At 59.2% G+C, this 20,040-nt stretch carries 17 protein-coding genes; 9 read left to right on the forward strand and 8 right to left on the reverse strand.

Features of this window, described 5'->3' with window-relative positions:
- Nucleotides 1–33: 33 nt before the first annotated feature.
- Nucleotides 34–1,473 (reverse strand): PTS mannitol transporter subunit IICBA, encoded by a 1,440-nt coding sequence (locus tag VE009_RS16290; protein ID WP_325009406.1) that lies wholly within the window; start codon nt 1,471–1,473, stop codon nt 34–36.
- A 1,310-nt stretch (nt 1,474–2,783) separates the two neighbouring features.
- Nucleotides 2,784–3,524, reverse strand: a complete 741-nt coding sequence (locus VE009_RS16295; RefSeq protein ID WP_325009407.1) for a FadR/GntR family transcriptional regulator — start codon at nt 3,522–3,524, stop codon at nt 2,784–2,786.
- 149 nt (nt 3,525–3,673) lie between these two features.
- Here VE009_RS16295 and VE009_RS16300 point away from each other — a divergent pair, with 149 nt between their 5' ends.
- From VE009_RS16300 to VE009_RS16315, 4 genes are all read left to right on the forward strand, one after another.
- On the forward strand, nt 3,674–5,089 hold the full coding sequence (locus tag VE009_RS16300) for an FAD-linked oxidase C-terminal domain-containing protein (RefSeq protein ID WP_325009408.1): 1,416 nt from the start codon (nt 3,674–3,676) through the stop codon (nt 5,087–5,089).
- Nucleotides 5,082–6,410, forward strand: coding sequence for a (Fe-S)-binding protein (locus VE009_RS16305; protein ID WP_325009409.1), 1,329 nt, complete (start codon nt 5,082–5,084; stop codon nt 6,408–6,410). The genes VE009_RS16300 and VE009_RS16305 overlap by 8 nt, the downstream gene beginning before the upstream one ends.
- A gap of 103 nt (nt 6,411–6,513) precedes the next feature.
- Nucleotides 6,514–8,073: a diguanylate cyclase gene (locus VE009_RS16310; protein ID WP_325009410.1), complete on the forward strand. Its 1,560-nt coding sequence runs from the start codon at nt 6,514–6,516 to the stop codon at nt 8,071–8,073.
- A 69-nt stretch (nt 8,074–8,142) separates the two neighbouring features.
- Nucleotides 8,143–8,364 (forward strand): YwbE family protein, encoded by a 222-nt coding sequence (locus VE009_RS16315; RefSeq protein WP_325009411.1) that lies wholly within the window; start codon nt 8,143–8,145, stop codon nt 8,362–8,364.
- Here the strand turns inward: VE009_RS16315 and VE009_RS16320 are convergent.
- The 5 genes from VE009_RS16320 to VE009_RS16340 form a co-directional block, all read right to left on the reverse strand.
- On the reverse strand, nt 8,355–8,687 hold the full coding sequence (locus VE009_RS16320; RefSeq protein WP_325009412.1) for a hypothetical protein: 333 nt from the start codon (nt 8,685–8,687) through the stop codon (nt 8,355–8,357). The genes VE009_RS16315 and VE009_RS16320 overlap by 10 nt on opposite strands.
- Before the next feature lie 165 nt (nt 8,688–8,852).
- Nucleotides 8,853–9,533, reverse strand: coding sequence for a hypothetical protein (locus VE009_RS16325; RefSeq protein ID WP_325009413.1), 681 nt, complete (start codon nt 9,531–9,533; stop codon nt 8,853–8,855).
- Entirely contained in the window at nt 9,530–10,432 is a 903-nt protein-coding gene (locus tag VE009_RS16330; protein ID WP_325009414.1) for an ABC transporter ATP-binding protein, read from the reverse strand. The genes VE009_RS16325 and VE009_RS16330 overlap by 4 nt, the downstream gene beginning before the upstream one ends.
- A gap of 3 nt (nt 10,433–10,435) precedes the next feature.
- Nucleotides 10,436–10,798, reverse strand: a complete 363-nt coding sequence (locus VE009_RS16335) for a GntR family transcriptional regulator (protein WP_325009415.1) — start codon at nt 10,796–10,798, stop codon at nt 10,436–10,438.
- A 124-nt stretch (nt 10,799–10,922) separates the two neighbouring features.
- Nucleotides 10,923–11,138, reverse strand: a complete 216-nt coding sequence (locus VE009_RS16340) for a hypothetical protein (protein ID WP_325009557.1) — start codon at nt 11,136–11,138, stop codon at nt 10,923–10,925.
- Nucleotides 11,139–11,344: 206 nt separating this feature from the next.
- Between VE009_RS16340 and VE009_RS16345 the strand changes: the two genes are divergently transcribed.
- Nucleotides 11,345–12,361 carry a potassium channel protein gene (locus VE009_RS16345; RefSeq protein WP_325009417.1) on the forward strand — a complete coding sequence of 339 codons (1,017 nt, stop codon included), beginning with the start codon at nt 11,345–11,347 and terminating at the stop codon, nt 12,359–12,361.
- A 90-nt stretch (nt 12,362–12,451) separates the two neighbouring features.
- Here VE009_RS16345 and VE009_RS16350 read toward each other — a convergent pair whose 3' ends face one another.
- Nucleotides 12,452–13,330, reverse strand: coding sequence for an AraC family transcriptional regulator (locus VE009_RS16350; protein ID WP_325009419.1), 879 nt, complete (start codon nt 13,328–13,330; stop codon nt 12,452–12,454).
- Between the two features lie 142 nt (nt 13,331–13,472).
- Here VE009_RS16350 and VE009_RS16355 point away from each other — a divergent pair, with 142 nt between their 5' ends.
- From VE009_RS16355 to VE009_RS16370, 4 genes are all read left to right on the forward strand, one after another.
- A complete protein-coding gene (locus VE009_RS16355) occupies nt 13,473–15,548 on the forward strand; it encodes a TIM-barrel domain-containing protein (protein ID WP_325009421.1) in 2,076 nt (691 codons plus the stop codon).
- A gap of 95 nt (nt 15,549–15,643) precedes the next feature.
- Nucleotides 15,644–17,878 carry a helix-turn-helix domain-containing protein gene (locus VE009_RS16360; protein WP_325009423.1) on the forward strand — a complete coding sequence of 745 codons (2,235 nt, stop codon included), beginning with the start codon at nt 15,644–15,646 and terminating at the stop codon, nt 17,876–17,878.
- Nucleotides 17,879–18,168: 290 nt separating this feature from the next.
- Nucleotides 18,169–19,125, forward strand: coding sequence for an ABC transporter permease (locus VE009_RS16365; protein WP_325009425.1), 957 nt, complete (start codon nt 18,169–18,171; stop codon nt 19,123–19,125).
- Nucleotides 19,126–19,137: 12 nt separating this feature from the next.
- Nucleotides 19,138–20,013: a carbohydrate ABC transporter permease gene (locus VE009_RS16370; protein WP_325009427.1), complete on the forward strand. Its 876-nt coding sequence runs from the start codon at nt 19,138–19,140 to the stop codon at nt 20,011–20,013.
- Nucleotides 20,014–20,040 lie beyond the last annotated feature (27 nt).

Consider the following 20,040-nt stretch of genomic DNA (forward strand, 5'->3'; position numbering starts at 1 on the left):
GGGTCGGCAGCGTTAGGGTCGGAAGATGTCCAATTACTTGAATCGCTTTACGAGCTCGTCGTATTCCGGGCTCTTCAAGAAATCGTCGATGGAAATATGCTCCGCGTTCGGCGCTTTTTGCTTTGCGCGGTCGGTCAGCGTTTTGTGCGTGATGACGATGTCGGCGTCCGACGGAATGTCGTTGATCGCCGTATTCGTCACCGCGATCGGCACGTCGGCCGACTTCATTTTTTTCCGAAGGATGGACGCGCCCATGGCGCTGGAGCCCATGCCGGCATCGCAGGAGAAGACGATTTTCTTCACTTCGTCCTTCGCTTTGGCCGGCGTTGGCGCCGCAGCTTGCGCCGCAGACTGCGCCGGAGCGGCCGCGGTCGAGCCGGCACTCTTCATTTCGCGCATCTTCGCCTGCGCTTGCTCCAGATCTTCTTCCGACTGACGGCCCGTCTTCAGCAGCAGCGCGGACACCGCGAACGATGCGGCGGCGGCGGTCAATACGCCGGCGAGCACCGGCAGCAGCCCGCCCCGCGGCGACATGGCGGCCAGCGCGAAAATGCTGCCCGGCGACGGCGTCGCGACGAGCCCCGCGCCGAGAATCAAGAACGTGAATGTGCCGACGACGCCGCCTGCAATGACGCCGAGAATGAGGCGCGGGTTCATGAGAATGTACGGGAAGTAAATCTCGTGAATGCCCCCAAGGAAGTGGATGATCGTCGCGCCCGGCGCCGACTGCTTCGCCGCGCCCCGGCCGACGAGCCAGTACGCGAGCAGGACGCCGAGGCCCGGACCCGGGTTCGCTTCCAGCAGGAAGATGATCGACTTGCCGGCGGTCGACGCCTGCTCGAGCGCGATCGGACCGAGCACGCCGTGGTTGATCGCGTTGTTGAGGAACAAAATTTTACCCGGCTCGATCAACAAGTTCGCGAGCGGGAGCAGTCCGGTGTCGACGAGGAAGCCGACGCCGCCTGCGAGCGCCTGGCTGATCGCTTGCACGACCGGGCCGATGCCGACGTACGCGAGCAGCGCCAGCGCCGCGCCGATGATGCCGGCGGAGAAGTTGTTGACGAGCATCTCGAAGCCGGCGCGGACTTTGCCTTCGATCGACTTGTCGAACTTCTTCAGCACCCAGGCCGAGAGCGGTCCGACGATCATCGCCCCGAGGAACATCGGGATCGAGGAGCCGACGACGACGCCCATCGTCGCCACGGCGCCGATGACGCCGCCGCGCGTGCCGTGGATCATCGAGCCGCCCGTATAACCGATGAGGATCGGGAGCAGGTACGTGATCATCGGGCTGACGAGCGCAGCGAGATTTTCGTTCGGAATCCAGCCGGTCGGAATGAACAACGCGGTAATAAGACCCCATGCGATGAACGCGCCGATATTCGGCATCACCATACCGCTTAAGAATCGGCCGAATTTTTGAACCGATACGCGAAGACCTCCTTGGCCTTGCGATGAAGCAGTGTCTTGCATGGACGAAACCTCCTTAACATCCAATCTATTGAGAGTAGTATGGGTTAAATCCTTACGAACAAATCGTAAGATAAACCGTTTTCAGCTTCAACAAAAGGATAATCAGGTTCCGTCATGATTGCCGATGACAGCATTTTGTTTTATTTGCGGCGTTAATAATGAGGGGGCGCGAGCGGCGGGTTTGGTGGGGGAGAGGATGCAGGAGCATCGGGGGGCGTTGAAGTATTCAGCGATTCGTCCGCCTCGGGTCCGCGGGCAGTTTAGCCGGAGTTTTTCCGACTATTTCGTCCCGAGCAGGGGCCGCAGGCAGAATAGTCGGAGTTTTTCCGGCTATTTCGTCCCGCGCAGGGGCCGCAGGCAGAATAGTCGGAGTTACTCCGGCTATTCCGTCCCGAGCAGGGTCCGCGGGCAGTTTAGTCGGAGTTTCTCCGACTATTTCGTCCCGAGCAGGGTCCGCGGGCAGTTTAGTCGGAGTTTCTCCGACTATTCCGTCTCGCGCAAGGTTCGGCGGCAGAATAGTCGGAGTTTCTCCGACTATTTCGTCCCGCGCAGGGGCCGCAGGCAGCTTAGTCGGAGTTTCTCCGACTATTTCGTCCCAAGCAGGGTCGGCGGGCGGTTTAGTCGGAGTTTCTCCGACTATTTCGTCCCGCGTAAGGTCCGGCGGCAGTTTAGTCGGAGTTTTTCCGACTATTTCGACCCGAGCAGAGGCCGCAGGCAGCTTAGTCGGAGTTTCTCCGACTGTACCGCATCGCGCAAGGTCCGCAGGCAGTTTAGTCGGAGTTTCTCCGACTATTCCGTCTCGCGCAAGGTTCGGCGGCAGCTTAGTCGGAGTTTCTCCGACTATTCCGCATCGCTCAAGGTCCGGCGGCAGAATAGTCGGAGTTTTTCCGACTATTTCGTCCCGCGCAGGGGCCGCAGGCAGTTTAGTCGGAGTTTCTCCGACTATTCCGCACCGTGCAAGGTCCAGCGTCAGTTTAGTCGGAGTTTCTCCGACTATTTCGTCCCGCGCAGGGTCCGCGAGCAGTTTAGTCGGAGTTTCTCCAACTATTTCGTTCCGCGCAGGGTCCGGCGGCAGTTTAGTCGGAGTTTCTCCGACTATTCCGCACCGTGCAGGGTCCGCAGGCAGAATAGTCGGAGTTTTTCCGACTATTTCGTCCCGCGCAGGGTCCGCGGGCAGTTTAGTCGGAGTTTCTCCGACTATTCCGCACCGCGCCAGGTCCAGCGGCAATATAGTCGGAGTTTCTCCGACTGTTCCGCATCGCGCAAGGTCCGTCCGCCAGCAGTGTAGTCGAAGTTCCTCCGACGATGGACTACGCGAGCTCGTTCAGCACCTGCTCCACCTTGGCGATATGCGCCTCCATGCGGCGCTGCGCCTCGGCGGCGTCGCCGTCGCGGATCGCTTCGAGGATCGAGCGATGCTCCCGCAGCAGCCGCTCGGCGGTCGACTGCTCGGCGTAAAACCACAGCTCCCGCGTGTCCCGCATGCTGTCGTGCAGCCGCTCTGTCAGCGACTCCATCATGTCGACCAGCAGCGGGTTGCGGGTGGCGGCGGCGACGCCGAGATGAAACTTGACGTCGGCTTGCTCGCCGAGCGACTGGTCGCCGAGGCCGCGCTCCATCTCCGCCACCAGCGCCTCGAGCGCGGCGACGTCCTCCGCGGTCCGGTTGGCGGCGGCGAGGGCGGCGCAGCCCGCCTCGAGCACGCGGCGCACCTCGAGGATGCGCTTCAGCGTCGCGGCGCGGCCGGACCACAGCGCGGGGCGGTCCCGCGCGGGCGCCGGCGGCGGCGCCGCCAAGGCGAACGTGCCCCCGCCTTGGCGAACGGCGAGCCGGCCCATCGCCTTCAAGGCGCTGATCGCTTCGCGGACGGTGGAGCGGCCGACGCCGTAGCGCCGGCTCAATTCGTCGACGGACGGGAGCCTCGCGCCCGGCGCGAACGTGCCGTCGTCGAGCTGGCGGAGCAAATCCGCTTGGACCCATTCGGAGCTTTTCATCGGGCGCGGGGCTTCGCCGGCCGGAAGAGCGGACGGTCCTTCTTGTCGGTTGGTCATCGGCTTTGCCGCCTCCTTTTACGCAGAAGCAAATTTATCGAAACGGTCTCTATTGGCCATATCCATTTCCACTATTTTATTGTATACTACTCTCACACTAAAGTCATCAGATGACCTGACGACCGTGATTTCGGGGAGGATGAAACGCAGTGCTGCCGGAACAAGTAAAACGAGAGCTTGAGGACATATTGGGTTCAGCTTATGTGAAAGACGATCCGCAAACGCGGGTTACGCATTCGTACGATGGAACGCCGATGCTGCAATCGCTGCCGGACGCGGTCGTGTACCCGGCGTCGACGGAGGACGTGTCGCGGACGATGAAGGTGCTACATAAGCATCGCATTCCGGTCGTGTCGCGCGGCTCCGGGACGAACTTGTGCGGAGGCACGGTGCCGACGGAAGGCGGGGTCGTCATGGTTATGCACCGGATGAACCGCATTCTCGAGGTCGACCTCGAAAATTTGACCGCCACGGTTCAGCCGGGCCTCAATACGAAGCAGTTCATTACGCACGTGGAAGAGCTTGGCTTGTTTTATCCGCCGGACCCGAGCTCGATGGCCGTCTCGACGATCGGCGGCAACATCGCCGAATGCTCCGGCGGTCTGCGCGGGCTGAAATACGGCACGACGAAAGATTACGTGATCGGGCTCGAGGCGGTGCTCGCGAACGGAGACGTGCTTCGCACGGGCGGCAAGCTGATGAAGGACGTGGCCGGCTACGATTTGACGAAGCTGCTCGTCGGCTCGGAGGGGACGCTCGCGATCGTGACGGAAGCGACGCTGAAGCTGATTCCGCCCCCGGCGTACAAGAAAACGATGCTCGCCATGTTCAAGGAGCTGCACGGCGCGGCGCGGGCCGTCTCCAGCATCATCGAGGCGAAGATCATTCCGGCGACGCTCGAAATTATGGATAACCCGACGATCCGCGTCGTGGACGACTTCGCGAAGCTCGGGCTGCCCCGCGACATGGAGGCGATCCTCTTAATCGAGCAGGACGGGGATGAGGCGACGGTCGAGCGCGACATCGCCCGAATCGCGGACATTTGCAGGGCGGAGCAGGCGGATCGGGTCGAAGTGGCGAAGACGCAGGAGGAGGCGTTGAAGCTGCTGACCGCGCGGCGCAGCGCGTTCACGGCGCTCGCGCGGCTGCGCCCGACGACGATTCTCGAGGACGCGACGGTGCCGCGGTCCAAAATCGCCGACATGGTGCTCGAAATTAATCGGATCGCGAAAAAATACGACGTGCAAATCGCGACGTTCGGCCATGCCGGCGATGGCAACCTGCATCCGACGGCGACGACGGACGCGCGCGATGTCGACGAGGTGCATCGGGTGGAGGCGGCGTTCGAGGAAATTTTCGAGGCGGCCATCCGGCTCGGCGGCACGATCACCGGCGAGCACGGCGTCGGCCTCGTGAAGGCGCCGTTCCTCGAATGGAAGGTCGGCGCCCCGGGGATTGCCGTCATGCGCGGCATCAAGCAGGCGTTCGACCCGCATAATCTGCTGAATCCCGGCAAGCTGTTCGCCAAGGAGACGCGGAAAAGGGTGGTGATCGACCGTGGCTGAGGCGCTTAGAACGAGCGAAGCGACGGCGGCGAAGCTGAAGCTGAAGCTCGACTACGATCAGTTGACGAACTGCATGCGGTGCGGGTTCTGTCTGCCGGCGTGCCCGACGTTCCGGGAGACAGGCGTCGAAGCGGAATCGCCGCGCGGCCGCATCGCCCTCATGAAGGCGGCCGCCGACGGCCTGCTGAAGCCGGATCGGGCGTTCGAGGAGCAAATGAACCACTGCCTCGGCTGCCGCGCCTGCGAGCCGGCTTGCCCGGCCGACGTCAAGTACGGGCGGCTGATCGAGCAGGCGCGCGACGCGGTGGAGGATCATACCGACAGCCATCGCTGGTGGATTCGCGCGATTCGCAAGACCGCCTTCGACGGCGTCTTCCCGCATCCGAAGCGGATGCGCGCGCTCGGCAAGGCGCTGAAGCTGTACCAGCGCACTCCGCTCCGCCGCTGGGCGCGCGCGAGCGGCGCCATGAATTTGCTGCCGTCCCATCTGAGGGACATGGAGCGGGTGCTTCCCGACGCCGCGGACGACGGCGTCGTCGCCCGCATCGGCGCGTCGCATTCCGCCCGGGGGCGGCCGGCCGCCAAGGTCGGCTTGTTCCGCGGCTGCGTCATGGACGTCTTGTTCACCGAGACGAACGTCAACACGGTGAGGCTGCTGACCGAAGCGGGCTTTACCGTCGTCATTCCGGACGCTCAAAGCTGCTGCGGCGCCTTGCACGCGCACAGCGGCGAGGCGGACGGCGCCAAGGAGCTGGCGAAGCGCAACATTCGCGCGTTCCACGAGGCGGAGGTCGATTATATCGTCACGAACGCGGGAGGCTGCGGCGCCATCCTCGTGGAGTACGACCACCTGCTGCATGGCGAGCCGGAGTGGGAGGAGGCGGCCGCTTGGTTCGCCGCCCGCGTCGTCGACGCCGCGGAGCTGCTCGTGCGCAAGGGACGGCCGCTCGACTTCGAGTCGGCGCTAGAGACGCGCGTCACCTACCAAGATTCGTGCCATCTCCGCAACGTGATGAAGAGCGCCGCCGCTCCCCGGGAGCTCATTCGCCGCGCCGCGGGCGACGCGTTCTGCGAAATGAAGGAGGCCGACCGCTGCTGCGGCTCCGCGGGCATTTACAATTTGACGCAGCCCGAGATGGCCGGACAAATTCTCGAGCACAAGATGGAGCACGCGAACGCGACGGAAGCCGGCGTGCTGCTGACGAGCAACCCCGGCTGCTTGCTCCAAATGAAGCTCGGCATCGAAAAGCACGGCGACCCGAAGAAGATGCAGGCGATGCATGTCATTGATTTTATTTACGCGCGCATGAAAAAACAGTAAAACCGATGCGATGCTGGGACTTTTTGCCCAATTAGAGGTGTACACCCGCCGCTCCCCTGGATTATAATTTGGGAAACCGAATCCGCGTAAGGAGCAATGTGCGATGATTACCCTCGGCTTCATGTTGTCGGCGACCCTAGCCCTATTCGGACTATGGTTCGCGTACCGGCATCGCCATGTGCCCGGAGCCCTGTCGTTTATGGCGGTTTGCGCGCTCGTCTGTTGGACGGCGGTCGCCTCGGGCTTCGAATATACGGGAGTGGGCTTGGAGCAAAAGCTGTTCTGGCGGAATGCGCAGCAGCCCGGGTATTACTTTTTGCCCGTAGCCGTACTTGCGCTGTCGGCTGCCTATGCCTCGGAGGGCGGGAAGATCGCCGCGTCGAAGCTGGCGCTGCTTTCGATCGCGCCCGCCGCGGCGGTGCTGCTGCTGTTTACCGACGAATCCCACCATTGGATGCGGGCGTCGATCGCATGGAACGGGACCGGACAACTGGTCATCGAGCGAACGTTGCTGAGCCAACTGTTTATAAATTATAACTTCCTATTGAATATCGTTTCGCTCGGACTGCTGACGCGAGCGCTGCTGACGGCGAAAGGGCGGCCTCGCAAACAGCTCGCCTTCCTCGCGTCCGGCGTGGCGCTGCCGTGCGTCATCTCGCTGCTGCGGACGTTCGGCATGTTTCCGATTACCGGGTACGCGGCTTTGACCGCCATTACGTACGTGCCGGCTTCCGTCATCATGATGTGGGGCATTTTCAAATATCAACTGCTACAGGTCGTGCCGATCGGGCGAAGCGCGCTCGTGGACGCGATGAAAGAAGGCATCGTCGTATTGGACGCGGACAAGCGGGTGCTCGACGCGAACGTGTCGGCCCGGCGGATGGTCGCCATGCTCGCCGGACGTTCGGAGGAGCCGCTCGAAGGGCGTTCGTTCGCGGACGTGCTGCCGTCCGCCGACGCCTGGCTCGGGGTTCATGACAGCCGGAAGGAAGGAACGATCGAGCTTGCGTCCGGTTTAGGCGAGGAAGGCTATTACTGGACGGTGCGGGTCATGCCGATCTGGCGCGGGGAAGACCGGTTCGGCGGCTCGGTGTCCGTCATTACCGACATGACGGATATCAAGCGCCGGGAGCGGGAGCTGCGCCGCACCGCTTCGATCGACGCGTTGACCGGCGTGTACAACCGCGCGGCGTTCGTCGAGCGGACGGAGAAGCTGATGAAGGCGGCCGCCGTGATGGACCAGCCGGTGTCGCTGCTCCTCATGGATATCGACGAATTCAAACCGATCAACGACCGGTACGGCCGCCGCGTCGGCGACGAGGCGATTCGCGCGTTCGCCCGCGCGGTGGAACCATGTCTCGACCGCACGCATGTGTTCGGCCGCATCGGCGGCGAGGAGTTCGCGGTCGCGCTGCCCGGCGTCGCGCTCGACGGCGCCGCGGCGCTGGCCGACGCGATCCGGCAAGCGGTCGAGCGAACGCGCGTCGCCGCCGGCGACCGGGACATTCGCATGACGGTCAGCATCGGCGCGGCATGCGGCGCGGCGGGGGAGCTGTTCGACCGGCTGCTCGCCGAAGCCGACCGAAGGTTGTACCGGGCGAAGCGAGGCGGACGCAATCGCGTCGCGGCCGACGACGACACGGAAGCTGTCCCCCGCGGATGAACATCCGAAGGGACAGCTTCCTTTTTGGGCATGCTTTTGACATCAAATGAAGTACAGGAGGAATCGAGCATGACGAACGGATCGGGACAAGTGCGCAGCAACATTCGGCCGGGCCTTGCGGTGGATATCGTACTGAAGCAGGACCAGCGAACCGGGAAAACGACCCGCGGCGTCGTGAAGGATATTCTGACGAATTCGCCCCGCCATCCCCACGGCATCAAAGTGCGGCTGCAGGACGGTCAGGTCGGACGCGTCAAAGCGATTCTAAGCGCGGAAGCGGATCAAATTTGAAAATCGGCGCCGATTTCGCGGTGGACGTACGCCCGGAAGCCGGGGCCGGCGGAGGAGACGGCGCGGTACAGCTCTTCCAGCCGGTCGTTCAGCACCGCTTCCATTAACTGAACGCGCAAATTGCCGTCGTCTTTCCGGAGATGGTGTACAACCCGGATCGGCTGCAGCGCGCCGCCGTCGTTCAAGCAAAACAGAGCGAACGACACGCCTTGATAATAAAACGTAACGACGAGTTGACGTTGGGCGGGGATATACTGCAGGGCGACATCTTCCAGCCGGTCGTTGCCGAAAGGCACGGAACGGGCATAGGGTGTTGCGGTCACGTAAATAATCCCTTCTTTCATCGGGCGAAATGGATAGAGCTCAAGAACCATTATGCCATGAACGAAAGAAGGAAACTAGTTCCTTCGCCCGGTTAATTTAGGGTCGAATATGCCGAAAGAATCAGCCTGCGCGGTATGCGGCAGGCTGATTTTTTAGACTTGCGTTTATACGGTCGCCCTGCGCAGCAACACGAAGGAGACGAGCGCCAGAAGCGCCGTGACGGGCAGCACCCAAAGCGAAAGGTCGACGATGCTGTCGAGCGACAGCAGCCATTCGAACACCGCGGGCCAACCGTCGAAGAGGTGAAGGGCCGTCGCCGCGAGGAACAGCCCCGCGAAGAACAGATACAGACTGATATTCCCGAACCGCTTATGGAGCAGCGCCAGCATCATCCCGAGCGCGAAGGCGGACGCGAGGAATACGAACTGCGAGCCCCATTCGCCGCCGAGCCCGATCGTCCGGTACACGGGCATGCTGAAGAACGAAATGCGGATATCCGCGCCGGCGAACACGGCTTGCTCGATGCGGGACAGCAGCGTGGAGAAGGCGCTGAACGCCGCCGCTACGGCGAGGCCGCCGCCGAGCAGCCCGAAATAATAGTCTTTGCGCCGGACGCTCATCCCGAGCGCGTACGGCAGCGTTTCCCGCAGCGCGACGATGCCGAGTATCACCATATATATATACATCGGGGTGAGGCCGCCGGTCGTCGCCTCGCCGCCGCCGAACCGATAGAGCAGCAGCGCCAGAAGCCCGTATACGAAAAATAGAATCGCCCAGAAGATGGCCGCCGACGTTCGCACGTCGAGCAGCATCATTTTCCAAATACCGCCGATCGATCGATTCATTGTCCGCTCGCCGCCTTTCCGTCGGAATGAATTGGATTCGTCAGATGCACGAACAGCTGCTGCAGCGACACCGCTCCGAGCTCGAGGCCGAGACTTTCGGCTTTGCGGATCGCATCCGGCGTCGCCGCGCCTTTCACCGTCAGCGACGCCAGACCGCCGACGGCTTCGGCGTGCAGGACGTCGCGCCCGACGGCGAACGCCTCGGCCTTCGCCTTCGGCCCCGTGACGGTGTAAGCCATGCCCCGCAGCGCGTCGGCCTCTTCGTTCACGAGCAGCCGGCCGCGGTCCAAGATGAGCACGTGCTCCAGCATGCGGCTCACTTCGTCGATGAGGTGCGTGGAGAGCACGATCGTGCGCGGATGCTCGGCGTAATCCTCCAGCAGCAAATCGTAGAACAGCCGGCGGGCGGCCGCGTCGAGGCCGAGGTACGGCTCGTCGAAAATCGTGAGCGGCGCCCGGCTGGCGAGACCGATGATGATGCCGACGGCGGACAGCATGCCGCGGGACAATTTGTTCATGCGCCGATCGAGCGGCAATTCGAACAGCGACGCGAGCCGCAGCGCGTACTCCCGATCCCAGCTCGGGAAGAAGGAGCCCGACAGATCGAGCACGTTTCTTACTTGCAGCGTCTTCGGATACGTCTGGCTTTCTTTCACGAAGCAAATCCGGCGCAGCACGGCGTCGTTCTCGTACGGCGCCTCGCCGAACAGGCGAACCTCGCCGCGCGTGGCGAACTGCTGCGCGGTCAGAATGTGCATCAGCGTCGTTTTGCCCGCGCCGTTGCGGCCGAGGAGGCCGTAAATTTTGTTTGGCGCGAGGCGAAAGCTAACGTCGTCGAGCGCCCGCATCGTGCCATACGTCTTCGCGACGCGGTTCGCCTCGATAATCGGTTCATGCATGGACTATGCCTCCCTCCGAATCATGCGGATCAATTCTTCGCGATCGATCCCAAGCTTACCCGCCTCGTTCAGCATCGAGACGACGAATTGCTCGTAAAACTGTTGTTTGCGTTTTTCGATCAACGTTTCCCTCGCTCCGGCCGCCACGAACATGCCGATCCCTCTTTTCTTGTACAAAATGCCTTGCTCCGCCAACAGATTGACGCCTTTCGCCGCAGTGGCGGGATTGATTTGGTAAAACGCCGCAAACTGGTTGGTCGACGGCACCTGCGTTTCCTCAGGCAGCGTTTCGCTGATGATGTCGTCCTCGATGCGCTCCGCGATTTGTTGAAAGATCGGTTTTCCGTCGTCGATTAAACTCGCCATGGCTTCACCACCACAATGGTTAATTACTCATGTAACTAACCATACAACCGGTGGATGAATTTGTCAACGGGCGAAGGCAAAAAAAATACCGGCTTCGCAAATCGAAGCCGGCGGGCGGAGCCCGTTATTTGGAGGGCATTTCGAAAAATTCGGACTGCTCCCTGTCGTGGTAGGCGACATCGCCGACCCCGGACTGCAGGACGACGACGGACTCGTCGAAACGGACGAGCAGGCCGCCCGAGTCGACGATCATGTCGTCGCGAAACACGCGTACCGGCGTGCGGCGTTCCATCGCTTCCCGAAAATCTTGATCGGTGACCAAACGATTGTTGCGAGGCATGAAATTCTCCTTTCCGTCGGCCATTGCAGCCTACCCTCTTAGAATAGCGGTTATCGCGACTTTTTTCGATAGGAGGCGAACCTCCGACGCGCACCGCACGCGCGATCTACCGAGCGCCCCGGCGGCTGGCTGGCGTCTTGGCTGGCTTTTCTGGCGGTTCCGGTAGGCTAACGATATACTGAAGGTAACGAACGGAGGTGCCGAAGGTGGTCTTACTCCTGCGCGTGACGCAAAAACTGCTAAAACTGAATAACCGCTTCTTGGCGCTGTTTACCGCGTTGTTCGTCCTCGTCAGCTCCACGATCATGTATGCGTTGGAGCCGGAGACGTTCACCACGTGGTTCAATGCGCTGTGGTATGTAATGACGACGATGGCGACGGTCGGATACGGGGATTATTTTCCGACGACGGTGCCGGGCAAGCTGTACGCCATGTTCCTGTACTTGTTCGGGATCGGCCTGCTTAGCCTCGTCATCGGCAAACTGCTTGAGTTTTTCGGCACGCTGAAAAAACGGAAGGAGGCGGGAACATTGAAATTTCACGGCAACGGACACGTACTGATTATCGGCTGGAGCCGGAAAGCGCAGGCGGCGCTCGACGAGCTGCTGCACGCCGAACCGGACCTCGAAGTCGTCGTCGTCGACGATTTGGAGCGCACGCCGGTCGATCGGGAGCGAGTGCATTTCGTAAGCGGCGATCCTGCCGCGGAGGAGACGCTGGAGACGGCGGGCCTTGCGCGGGCGCGGGCGGCGATCGTATTTTCCGACCGCAGCATCGATAACCCGGCGCTGGCCGACGGCAAAGCGCTTCTCGTCGCCTCCAGCATCGAGCGGCTCGCGCCGCACATTCATACGACGGTCGAAATCGTGCTGGAGCAGCATATTCAAAACTTCCGCCACGTTCAGGTGAACGAATTCATTTTGTCGGACGAAGCGGTATCCCGGCTGGCCGTCCGCTCGGCGCTTCACGCGGGCAGCGTGTCGCTGCTGACGCAGCTGCTCAGCCGCCGCATCGGCGAGGACGTGTTCGAGGTGGCGTCGCGCGCGGAGTGGCGGACGTACGGCGACGCTTTCCAAGGCTTGCTTCGGCTCGGCGCGACGCTAATCGCGGACGGAAGCGACATGACGATCAACCGCAAGCTTGACGAACCGCTGCCGAGGGACGCCCGGCTGTTCATCATTTGCGACAAGCCGACGTACGAGCGCATTCGCGGGCAGGCTTGACTCGCCTTACGGGCGGGGCAGGCCGAATGCGCCCAACCATTCAGCAGCTTCTTGAACCGTGTATGCATGACGCAGCGCGATCCGTTGGACTCAGCGATCTTTCCGATATTTCAACGGTGTGGTACCTACGGTTTTTTTGAAAATACGGATGAAGTACGATGGGTTCGGGATCCCGACTTCGATGCCGATGCGCTCAATCGGTAAAGAGGTCGTTTGCAGGAGTCTGCAGGCGATCTTGATTCGCCTTGCCGTTACATACTGGGGGATGCCGCTGCCGGTTTCGTTCTGAAACAGTCGAGATAAATAATATTTCGAAAGATGCATGGCCTCCGCGATGTCCTCCAACCGAATGTCCTCTTTGTAATGCTCTTCGACCCATTGCATCACCTTCTCTGCATACGTGAACGTTCTCGGGAGCATGCCGTTCGATTGCTTCGCCTGACGCGGCTCCAAGTGAGGGGAGATAGCGTTCAATACCTGCATGACCAGCAGGGAGGACAGTTCGAGTGCCGCTTCCCGATTGCCCTCGGCCGCGGGGGCGTTCCTTTCATGAACGGCTAGCACTTGCTCAATATAATCGAAGGTTGTTTCCCCCATATCGAAAGCTTGCAGCGATTGATTCCCTTGCCAAAGCTGAAGCAACAGCGCATGGAGCATGGGGAAGGGGCGAAGCTTGTCCTCAACCTCATAAGGCTCGAAGTGAATATTCGACCGAATGTAGGGCTGTGCGCGGCTCACGTTGGCGGAAACCTTGTGCAGCTGGAAAGGCTGAAAGAAGAAGACCATCCCGCGTCGAATTTCGAACGTCTTTTGGTTGACGATCACGGTGCCGCTGCCTTCGTGAACCATGAGGATCTCGCAGCACTGGTGCCAGTGATAATACCCCGAAAAATCCGCTTCGGTTTTTCTTTTATGTACCCATAGCAGAAGCTCGTTGTGTAACGGTACGGGTTCGAACAAATAATGCACAGGCGCCCCCCCTTCGGTTAAATTGATCAAGCATACTGCTATCATAGCAAGATATGAACATTTTTGTAGCGTCAATGACCACTATCGGGGTGTAAAAAGCACTATAATAGTGCAAAATCATAGATTGCGCTAGGAGATTCCTATGGAGAATATAGCGAACGGAGTTTGGAAATATCGATGGGGAGAACCGGAGAAGCATACGCCAACGACGTATCGCGAATTCGAGATCCAGCACGAGGCTCTCGCTCGATTGGTTTGCGGAGGGAAACCCCCGATTGCGCAGCGCGACATCCATGTCGCAAGATCGTCCAGAGGCGTGCGGATCGAGCTGCCGCTTGGGGCCGATGAACAAGTATACGGCTTCGGCTTACAGCTGCATCGGGTAAACCACACGGGACGCAAGAAAATGATTCGCGTGAACAGCGATCCGGTGGCGGATACGGGCGACAGCCATGCGCCGGTTCCCTTTTACGTATCCACCGCTGGCTACGGCGTATTCGTCGATACGTCGCGCTACGCAACATTTTACTGCGGAACGAATTTGCGGAAAGGCGACTCCGCTTCGAAGGAGAATGTGAAACGTTCCATCGGCACATCGGAAAGTGAGCTATATGCTTATAAAGGCACGGACGTCAGCCGCTCTGTGTTAGTCGACGTGCCGGCTGCGGAGGGTATTGACGTGTACTTCTTCGAGGGACCCGATCTGCGTACGGCGGTGCAGCGGTACGTGCTCTTTTCGGGCGGGGGGTGCTTGCCGCCGATGTGGGGGCTCGGCATATGGTACCGGGCCTACAGCGCCGCGCGGAAAGACGATGTGATGAAGCTGGCCGCAGGCTTCCGTAAGGAGCGGATGCCGGTGGATGTGTTCGGCTTTGAGCCGGGGTGGCAAACCCGTGCCTATAGCTGTTCCTTCGTATGGGACGAGGAACGGTTCCCGCGGCATCAAGAGATGCTGGATCGGCTGTACGAGATGGATTATAAGGTGAACCTGTGGGAGCACCTCTTCGTCCATCCGACCTCGCCGATGTACGATGCCCTCTCGCCGCATTCGGGCGATTACGAGGTATGGGAAGGGCTCGTTCCCGATTTGTCGATTCAAGAAGCGAAGCGTATTTTCGCGGACCATCACAGGGAAGCCTTCGTGGATCGCGGGATATCCGGCTTTAAACTGGATGAATGCGACAGCTCGGACTATGTGCATTCGAATTGGTCCTTCCCGGACGTCAGCTCGTTCCCTTCGGGGATGGACGGAGAGCAGATGCACAATCAGATCGGAACGCTTTACCAATCGGCGATACTGGCTCCCTTCGAAGCAGCGGGCAAGCGCACATGGTCGCAGGTTCGCGCCTCCGGCGCGCTTGCGAGCCCGTATCCGTTCGTATTGTACAGCGACTTGTACGATCATAAGGTGTTTATTCGCGGCATCGTCAGTTCCGGCTTCTCCGGGCTGCTGTGGACGCCCGAAGTAAGGCAGGCCGCTTCCGCGGAGGATCTCATCCGCCGTGTACAGACGGTGATCTTCTCCCCGCTAGCGCTGCTAAACTGTTGGCGAATTCCCAATCCGCCCTGGGTACAAGTGGATCGCGAGAAAAACAAAGCCGGCATTGTCATGAGCGATTATGAATCGGTGCAGCGCATCTGCCGGGAGCTGTTCGAGTTGCGTATGAGTCTGATTCCGTACTTATATTCGGCTTTCGCGAAGTATTGGCAGGAAGGTCTTCCGCCCTTCCGCGCGCTTGCGATGGATTACCCGGACGACGCGGCTGCTCAGCAAATCGATGATGCGTATATGATGGGCGATTCGATCCTCGTCGCCCCCCTGACGGCGGACTCCAGCGAACGCACGGTGTATTTGCCCGCAGGGAGCTGGAGAGACTTCTGGACGCATGAGCGCTATGAAGGCGGAAGTTCGTACTCGTTTGCATATGGGTTGGACCGAATTCCGATATTCGTCAAAGACAACGCGATATTGCCCCTCGCGGTGCCGTTGCAGCACGTCCGCGAGGATGCGGTCTTCGAGCTTACGGTTAGGATGTATGGAGATTCGCCGAAGGAATGCCTTCTCTTCGAGGATGACGGCAACAGCCTATCGTATCGGGAGGGACGCTATAATTGGGTACGGCTTCGTCCCGGAGCGGAGGGAGCGGGCGAAGTCGAACGCCGCGGAAGCTTCGAGGGAATGAAGTATAAGATCAAAGAATGGGTATCGTTCAAGTAGCTCGGGACGCGCGGCAGTGCCGCCGAATTCGTCGCGTCTTCGTTGTCGAAGTGTTGGTTTATGGATAGAATAAGAGCCGAAGGGAGCGAAAAGGTATGCCGAAGAACTGGTATAATCGACTGCTGTTATCCTATATTCCAATTTTCGTTATCGTTCCCTTGGTGCTTATCATCATATTCCTTCTCGGCGCGGCGGAGATGACGAGGAAAGAAACGGTTCGCGCGAACGAGGTGTTTTCCGGCCAGGCGTCGCAATCGTTGGAGTACTCGCTGCGCGCGATCAACGAGATGATGAATCGGGAAATCATTTCTAACGGATTCAAGTCGTTCTTTGCCCAATCCGGAAATCCGTATCTTGCGGCGAACGAGGTGTCCCGCAAGTTGAACGAGATCAAGCTGTCCAATCCGCTGATCGACTCGCTCTATCTGTACCGTCACGTAGACGGCGTCGTGCTCGGGCATCAATCGATGCATGCGGCGGATCAGTTTCCGGATCATGCGTTCCTGACGAGCGTACTCGAACATCCCGGCAGAACGGGATGGTCCGATCCGAGAACGCTGCATCCGGAAGGGAAGGTCGTCGTTAGTTTAACCCGCAACGTGCCTCTCCTGACCGGGGAGCACGGTTTGATGGTCGTGAACGTGTCGCAAAGCGCGTTGCGCGATTTCTTGAGGGGAATGATCGGCAACGATTTGACATTCATTCACCTGTACGACAGCCAAGGGAAGCTATGGTTCGGCACCGAAAGCGAGCATTTGGAGGCGGTGTCGGAGAACGTGGGGCGCGAATTGTCGGGCGTCGAATCGGCATACACGGGCTGGAGCATTCGAAGCGGGATGATCGGCGGTCCGCCGTTCCGGGCGTTCAAGGAGCTGTCCGATATATATATCGTGGCGGTCATTGGGACACTCGCATTCGGCCTCGCTTGGCTCATTCTCGTCTCGAGGCGGCAATACCGCCCGGTCGTCAGCATCGTGAAGCGAATACGCGATATGTCTAACCCCGGAACCGCCGCGGAAGAAAATCCGCCGGTCAAGGACGAGTTTTTATTCATTGAATCCACGCTCAGCAAAATTATGCAGCAATCCGAGGAATATCGAAAGCAGCAAGCGGCGGATGTCGTGTATAAACGCCGGCATTTCTTCCACGAATTAATGGAGGGCGGCAGAACGATCGGGAGAGAGGAATGGGAGAAGGAGCTCCGGCGCTTCGGGATGGACCCCGAATTCGGCGTGATGGCCGCCGGCATGCTAGAGATCGATAAATACCCGACCTTCGAGCAATTGTACTCCGGCAACGGCAAGGATCTCCTTCGATACGCGCTCACGAATGTGATCGCCGAGATCGCGTCGATCCGGTCTGTACAGGTATGGCCGGAGTGGAGCTCGAGCCAGCAGCTGGGGCTGCTCTTCCTAGCGAAGCCCGGCGATGCGGAGCAAGGCTTCGAGGATCGCTTAAGAGAGCTTTGCGAGCACATGGTCCGGTGGACGGCGGACAATCTGAACTTTTCGGTCACGCTCTCGATCGGTACGCTTACGTCGTCGATTTCGGAGCTGCATCTAAGCTACGACGACGCGACGGAGGCCATGAAGTATAAGTCCGTGCTAGGCAACGGGCGGGTCATCAGTCAGGAGGATATCCGGAACAAGTCGGAAGGCGAAGTGTACAAGGGGCTGCAGATGGTTCGCGGCATCGCTCAAGCGTACCGGATGGGCGAGGAGCAATGGGAAGAGAAGTTGAAGGAAATGTTCGACGATTTCCGAAGCCGCATTATTTCCAAAGACGATCTGATCAATGTCATGAACTATTTGATCTACCACTTGTTCCGGGAAATGATGGAGCTTCCGGGGGAAATTCAAGACAACTGGAAGGATGAAGTCGTTCCTTCGTTGAACGAAGCCATGGAACGGTTCGATACGGTTGACGAGCTGTACGAGGACGTACGCCGGCTGCTCGAGGCGAACGCCCAGAAGCTGAAGCAGCTTCGGGAGGGCAAGAGCAACCATCAAGCCATTCAAGAGGTTCGAAAGTTTATCGAGGAGCAAGCGAGCAATCCGAATTTATCGTTGTCGTTGATCGGAGAGCGGTTCCAGATGAGTACCAGCTACGTCAGCCGACTGTTCAAGGATGAATTCGGGGAAAATTTCGTCGACTACGTCGCGAAGGTTCGCATCGAACACGCGAAGCGGCTGCTTAGGGAGACCGGTGAATCGATACACGAGATCGCGACGACCATCGGGTATACGAACTATATGACGTTCAACCGGGTGTTTAAAAAGGTGACGGCGACGACGCCGAGCGAATACCGGAGCCGTCATCAAAAACTGTGAATAAACGGATTGGGGAAGGGCCTGCGGATGAAAGCCGCGGGCCTTTCTTTTTTTTCGAGCGACGGCGGGCTTTTCCGGGAGGCCGCAAAAATTGTGGGGGGCTCAAAAACTGTTATACGGACGCCTAACCGCGCCTTAGGGAAAGCGTTTCAAGATTTGTTAGCAGGCTCAAAAGCTGTGAGTTGTCGTTCCCGCGGCGCTTCGGTTACAGTGGGGGCAGTCGAACGGTCCCGCCGCAAGGCTTACGCCAGGGCAGACCGGACGGCTTACAATCAACTAGAGGTGGGCTTATGCTATCGAACGAGAAAGCTTCCGCGGAGGGAACCGTCGCTGATCGGAATGCGTCGCTCCATCGCAAGAGGAGATGGAATCAAAATAAGCCTCTCCTTGTGATGTTTATTCCGGTAGCCGCGTTCTTCCTTTTATTCAAGTACGCGCCGATGTTGGGTCTTGTAATTGCGTTCAAAGACTACAACTTTGCGGAAGGCATCTGGGGGAGTCCGTGGGTCGGGTTCGCGAATTTCGAGTATTTGTTTAACAATCCCAAGACGCTAAACATTATTCGCAATACGCTGGTGCTCAGCGCTTTAAACGTGTTCGTGGGATTTCCGTTCCCGATCATACTCGCGATTCTCTTGAACGAGGTGCGAAGGGCTTGGTTTAAGAAATGGGTACAGACGTTGGTCTTTCTTCCCCATTTCCTGAACTGGGTCATCGTCGGCGGGTTGGTGCTGATGGTATTCGCCTTGGAGACGGGATTCGTCAATAACATGCTGTATGCGTTAACCGGACAGAAGTTCCCGTTCCTGTTCCACGAGACGTCCTGGATCGCGATTTTCGTAGGTTCCGGGATTTGGAAGGGTGCGGGATGGGCGGCGATCATCTATCTTGCGGCGTTGACGTCGATCGATCCGAGTCTGTACGAGGCGGCGAATATGGACGGCGCCAACAAGTGGAAGCAGCTGTGGAACATTACGATACCGGGGATCCAGCCGACGATCGTGCTCATGTTTATTCTAAATATCGGCAACGTCATGGATGTCGGCTTCGATCAGGTGTATGTATTGCAAAATCCAGTCATCGTCAACGTCGGCGAGGTGATCAGCACGTGGAACTTCAAAGTAGGCCTCGGCGCCGGACAGTTCAGCAACGCGACGGCCATGGGATTGTTCGAATCGCTGATCGGTCTCGTACTGGTGCTTACCGCGAATCAAATTGCTCGTAAATTCGACAGAGGCTTATGGTAGGAGGGGATCAACGTGAAACAATCTTGGGGCGAGAGAGCATTTGACGGAATCAATTACGTCATCTTATCGCTGGTCGCGATGAGCTGCTTGCTGCCGCTCATTCATCTCGTGGCGCTGAGCCTAAGCAGCGGAGAAGCGATTACGCTCGGAAAAGTAGGTCTTTGGCCGGTCGAACCGACGTGGGAGGCGTACAAAAAGCTGATTCACGGGACGGACATCGTCAACGCGCTGCGGAACAGCCTCGTCATTACGGTCGTCGGGACAGCATTAAATATGGTCTTCACGGTACTGGCGGCGTATCCGCTGGCGAAGAAACACTTTTATGCGCGAAAATATTTGACGCTTGCGATCGTATTCACGATGCTGTTCTCCGCCGGTCTTATTCCGAACTATATGCTTGCGAAAGCGTTAGGCCTCGTGAACACGTACGGCGCATTGTGGCTGCCCGGTCTCGTAAGTGCCTACAACATGTTAATATTGCGGTCGTTCTTCGAGAACATTCCGGATGAACTCGAAGAGGCTGCGCGGATCGACGGCTGCGGAGAATGGCGCATCATCGGCCAAATCGTCCTTCCGTTATCGCTCCCGGCGATCGCGACGGTAGCCCTGTTCTACGGCGTCAACCATTGGAATTCGTTCTTCAATGTGTTGATGTATATCAACGATTCGGAAAAGTTCAATTTGTCCGTCCTCGTGCAAAATATGATCCAAAGTCAATCGCTCCTCATGGAGATGGCGCAGCTCGATCCGGACGCGTTTACGCAGCTTACGCCGGAGTCGATCAAGTCTGCGGGGGTGCTCGTCATGGTCGTCCCGATGCTGATCGTTTATCCGTTCCTGCAAAAGTATTTCGTGAAGGGCGCGCTCATCGGTTCCGTCAAAGGCTAACGCGGGGAAGGACAGGGAAAGGGGGAA

It is taken from the genome of Paenibacillus sp., assembly GCF_035645195.1.
Classification (GTDB): Bacteria; Bacillota; Bacilli; order Paenibacillales; family YIM-B00363; genus Paenibacillus_AE.

Bases quoted from the DNA above. Each gene is read 5' to 3' on its own strand.
- VE009_RS16360 (WP_325009423.1), top strand. From the start codon at position 15,644: ATGCCGAAGAACTGGTATAATCGACTGCTGTTATCCTATATTCCAATT.
- VE009_RS16330 (WP_325009414.1), bottom strand. From the start codon at position 10,432: ATGCATGAACCGATTATCGAGGCGAACCGCGTCGCGAAGACGTATGGC.
- VE009_RS16325 (WP_325009413.1), bottom strand. From the start codon at position 9,533: ATGAATCGATCGATCGGCGGTATTTGGAAAATGATGCTGCTCGACGTG.
- VE009_RS16340 (WP_325009557.1), bottom strand. From the start codon at position 11,138: ATGCCTCGCAACAATCGTTTGGTCACCGATCAAGATTTTCGGGAAGCG.
- VE009_RS16295 (WP_325009407.1), bottom strand. From the start codon at position 3,524: ATGACCAACCGACAAGAAGGACCGTCCGCTCTTCCGGCCGGCGAAGCC.
- VE009_RS16365 (WP_325009425.1), top strand. From the start codon at position 18,169: ATGCTATCGAACGAGAAAGCTTCCGCGGAGGGAACCGTCGCTGATCGG.
- VE009_RS16290 (WP_325009406.1), bottom strand. From the start codon at position 1,473: ATGCAAGACACTGCTTCATCGCAAGGCCAAGGAGGTCTTCGCGTATCG.
- VE009_RS16315 (WP_325009411.1), top strand. From the start codon at position 8,143: ATGACGAACGGATCGGGACAAGTGCGCAGCAACATTCGGCCGGGCCTT.
- VE009_RS16310 (WP_325009410.1), top strand. From the start codon at position 6,514: ATGATTACCCTCGGCTTCATGTTGTCGGCGACCCTAGCCCTATTCGGA.
- VE009_RS16335 (WP_325009415.1), bottom strand. From the start codon at position 10,798: ATGGCGAGTTTAATCGACGACGGAAAACCGATCTTTCAACAAATCGCG.
- VE009_RS16355 (WP_325009421.1), top strand. From the start codon at position 13,473: ATGGAGAATATAGCGAACGGAGTTTGGAAATATCGATGGGGAGAACCG.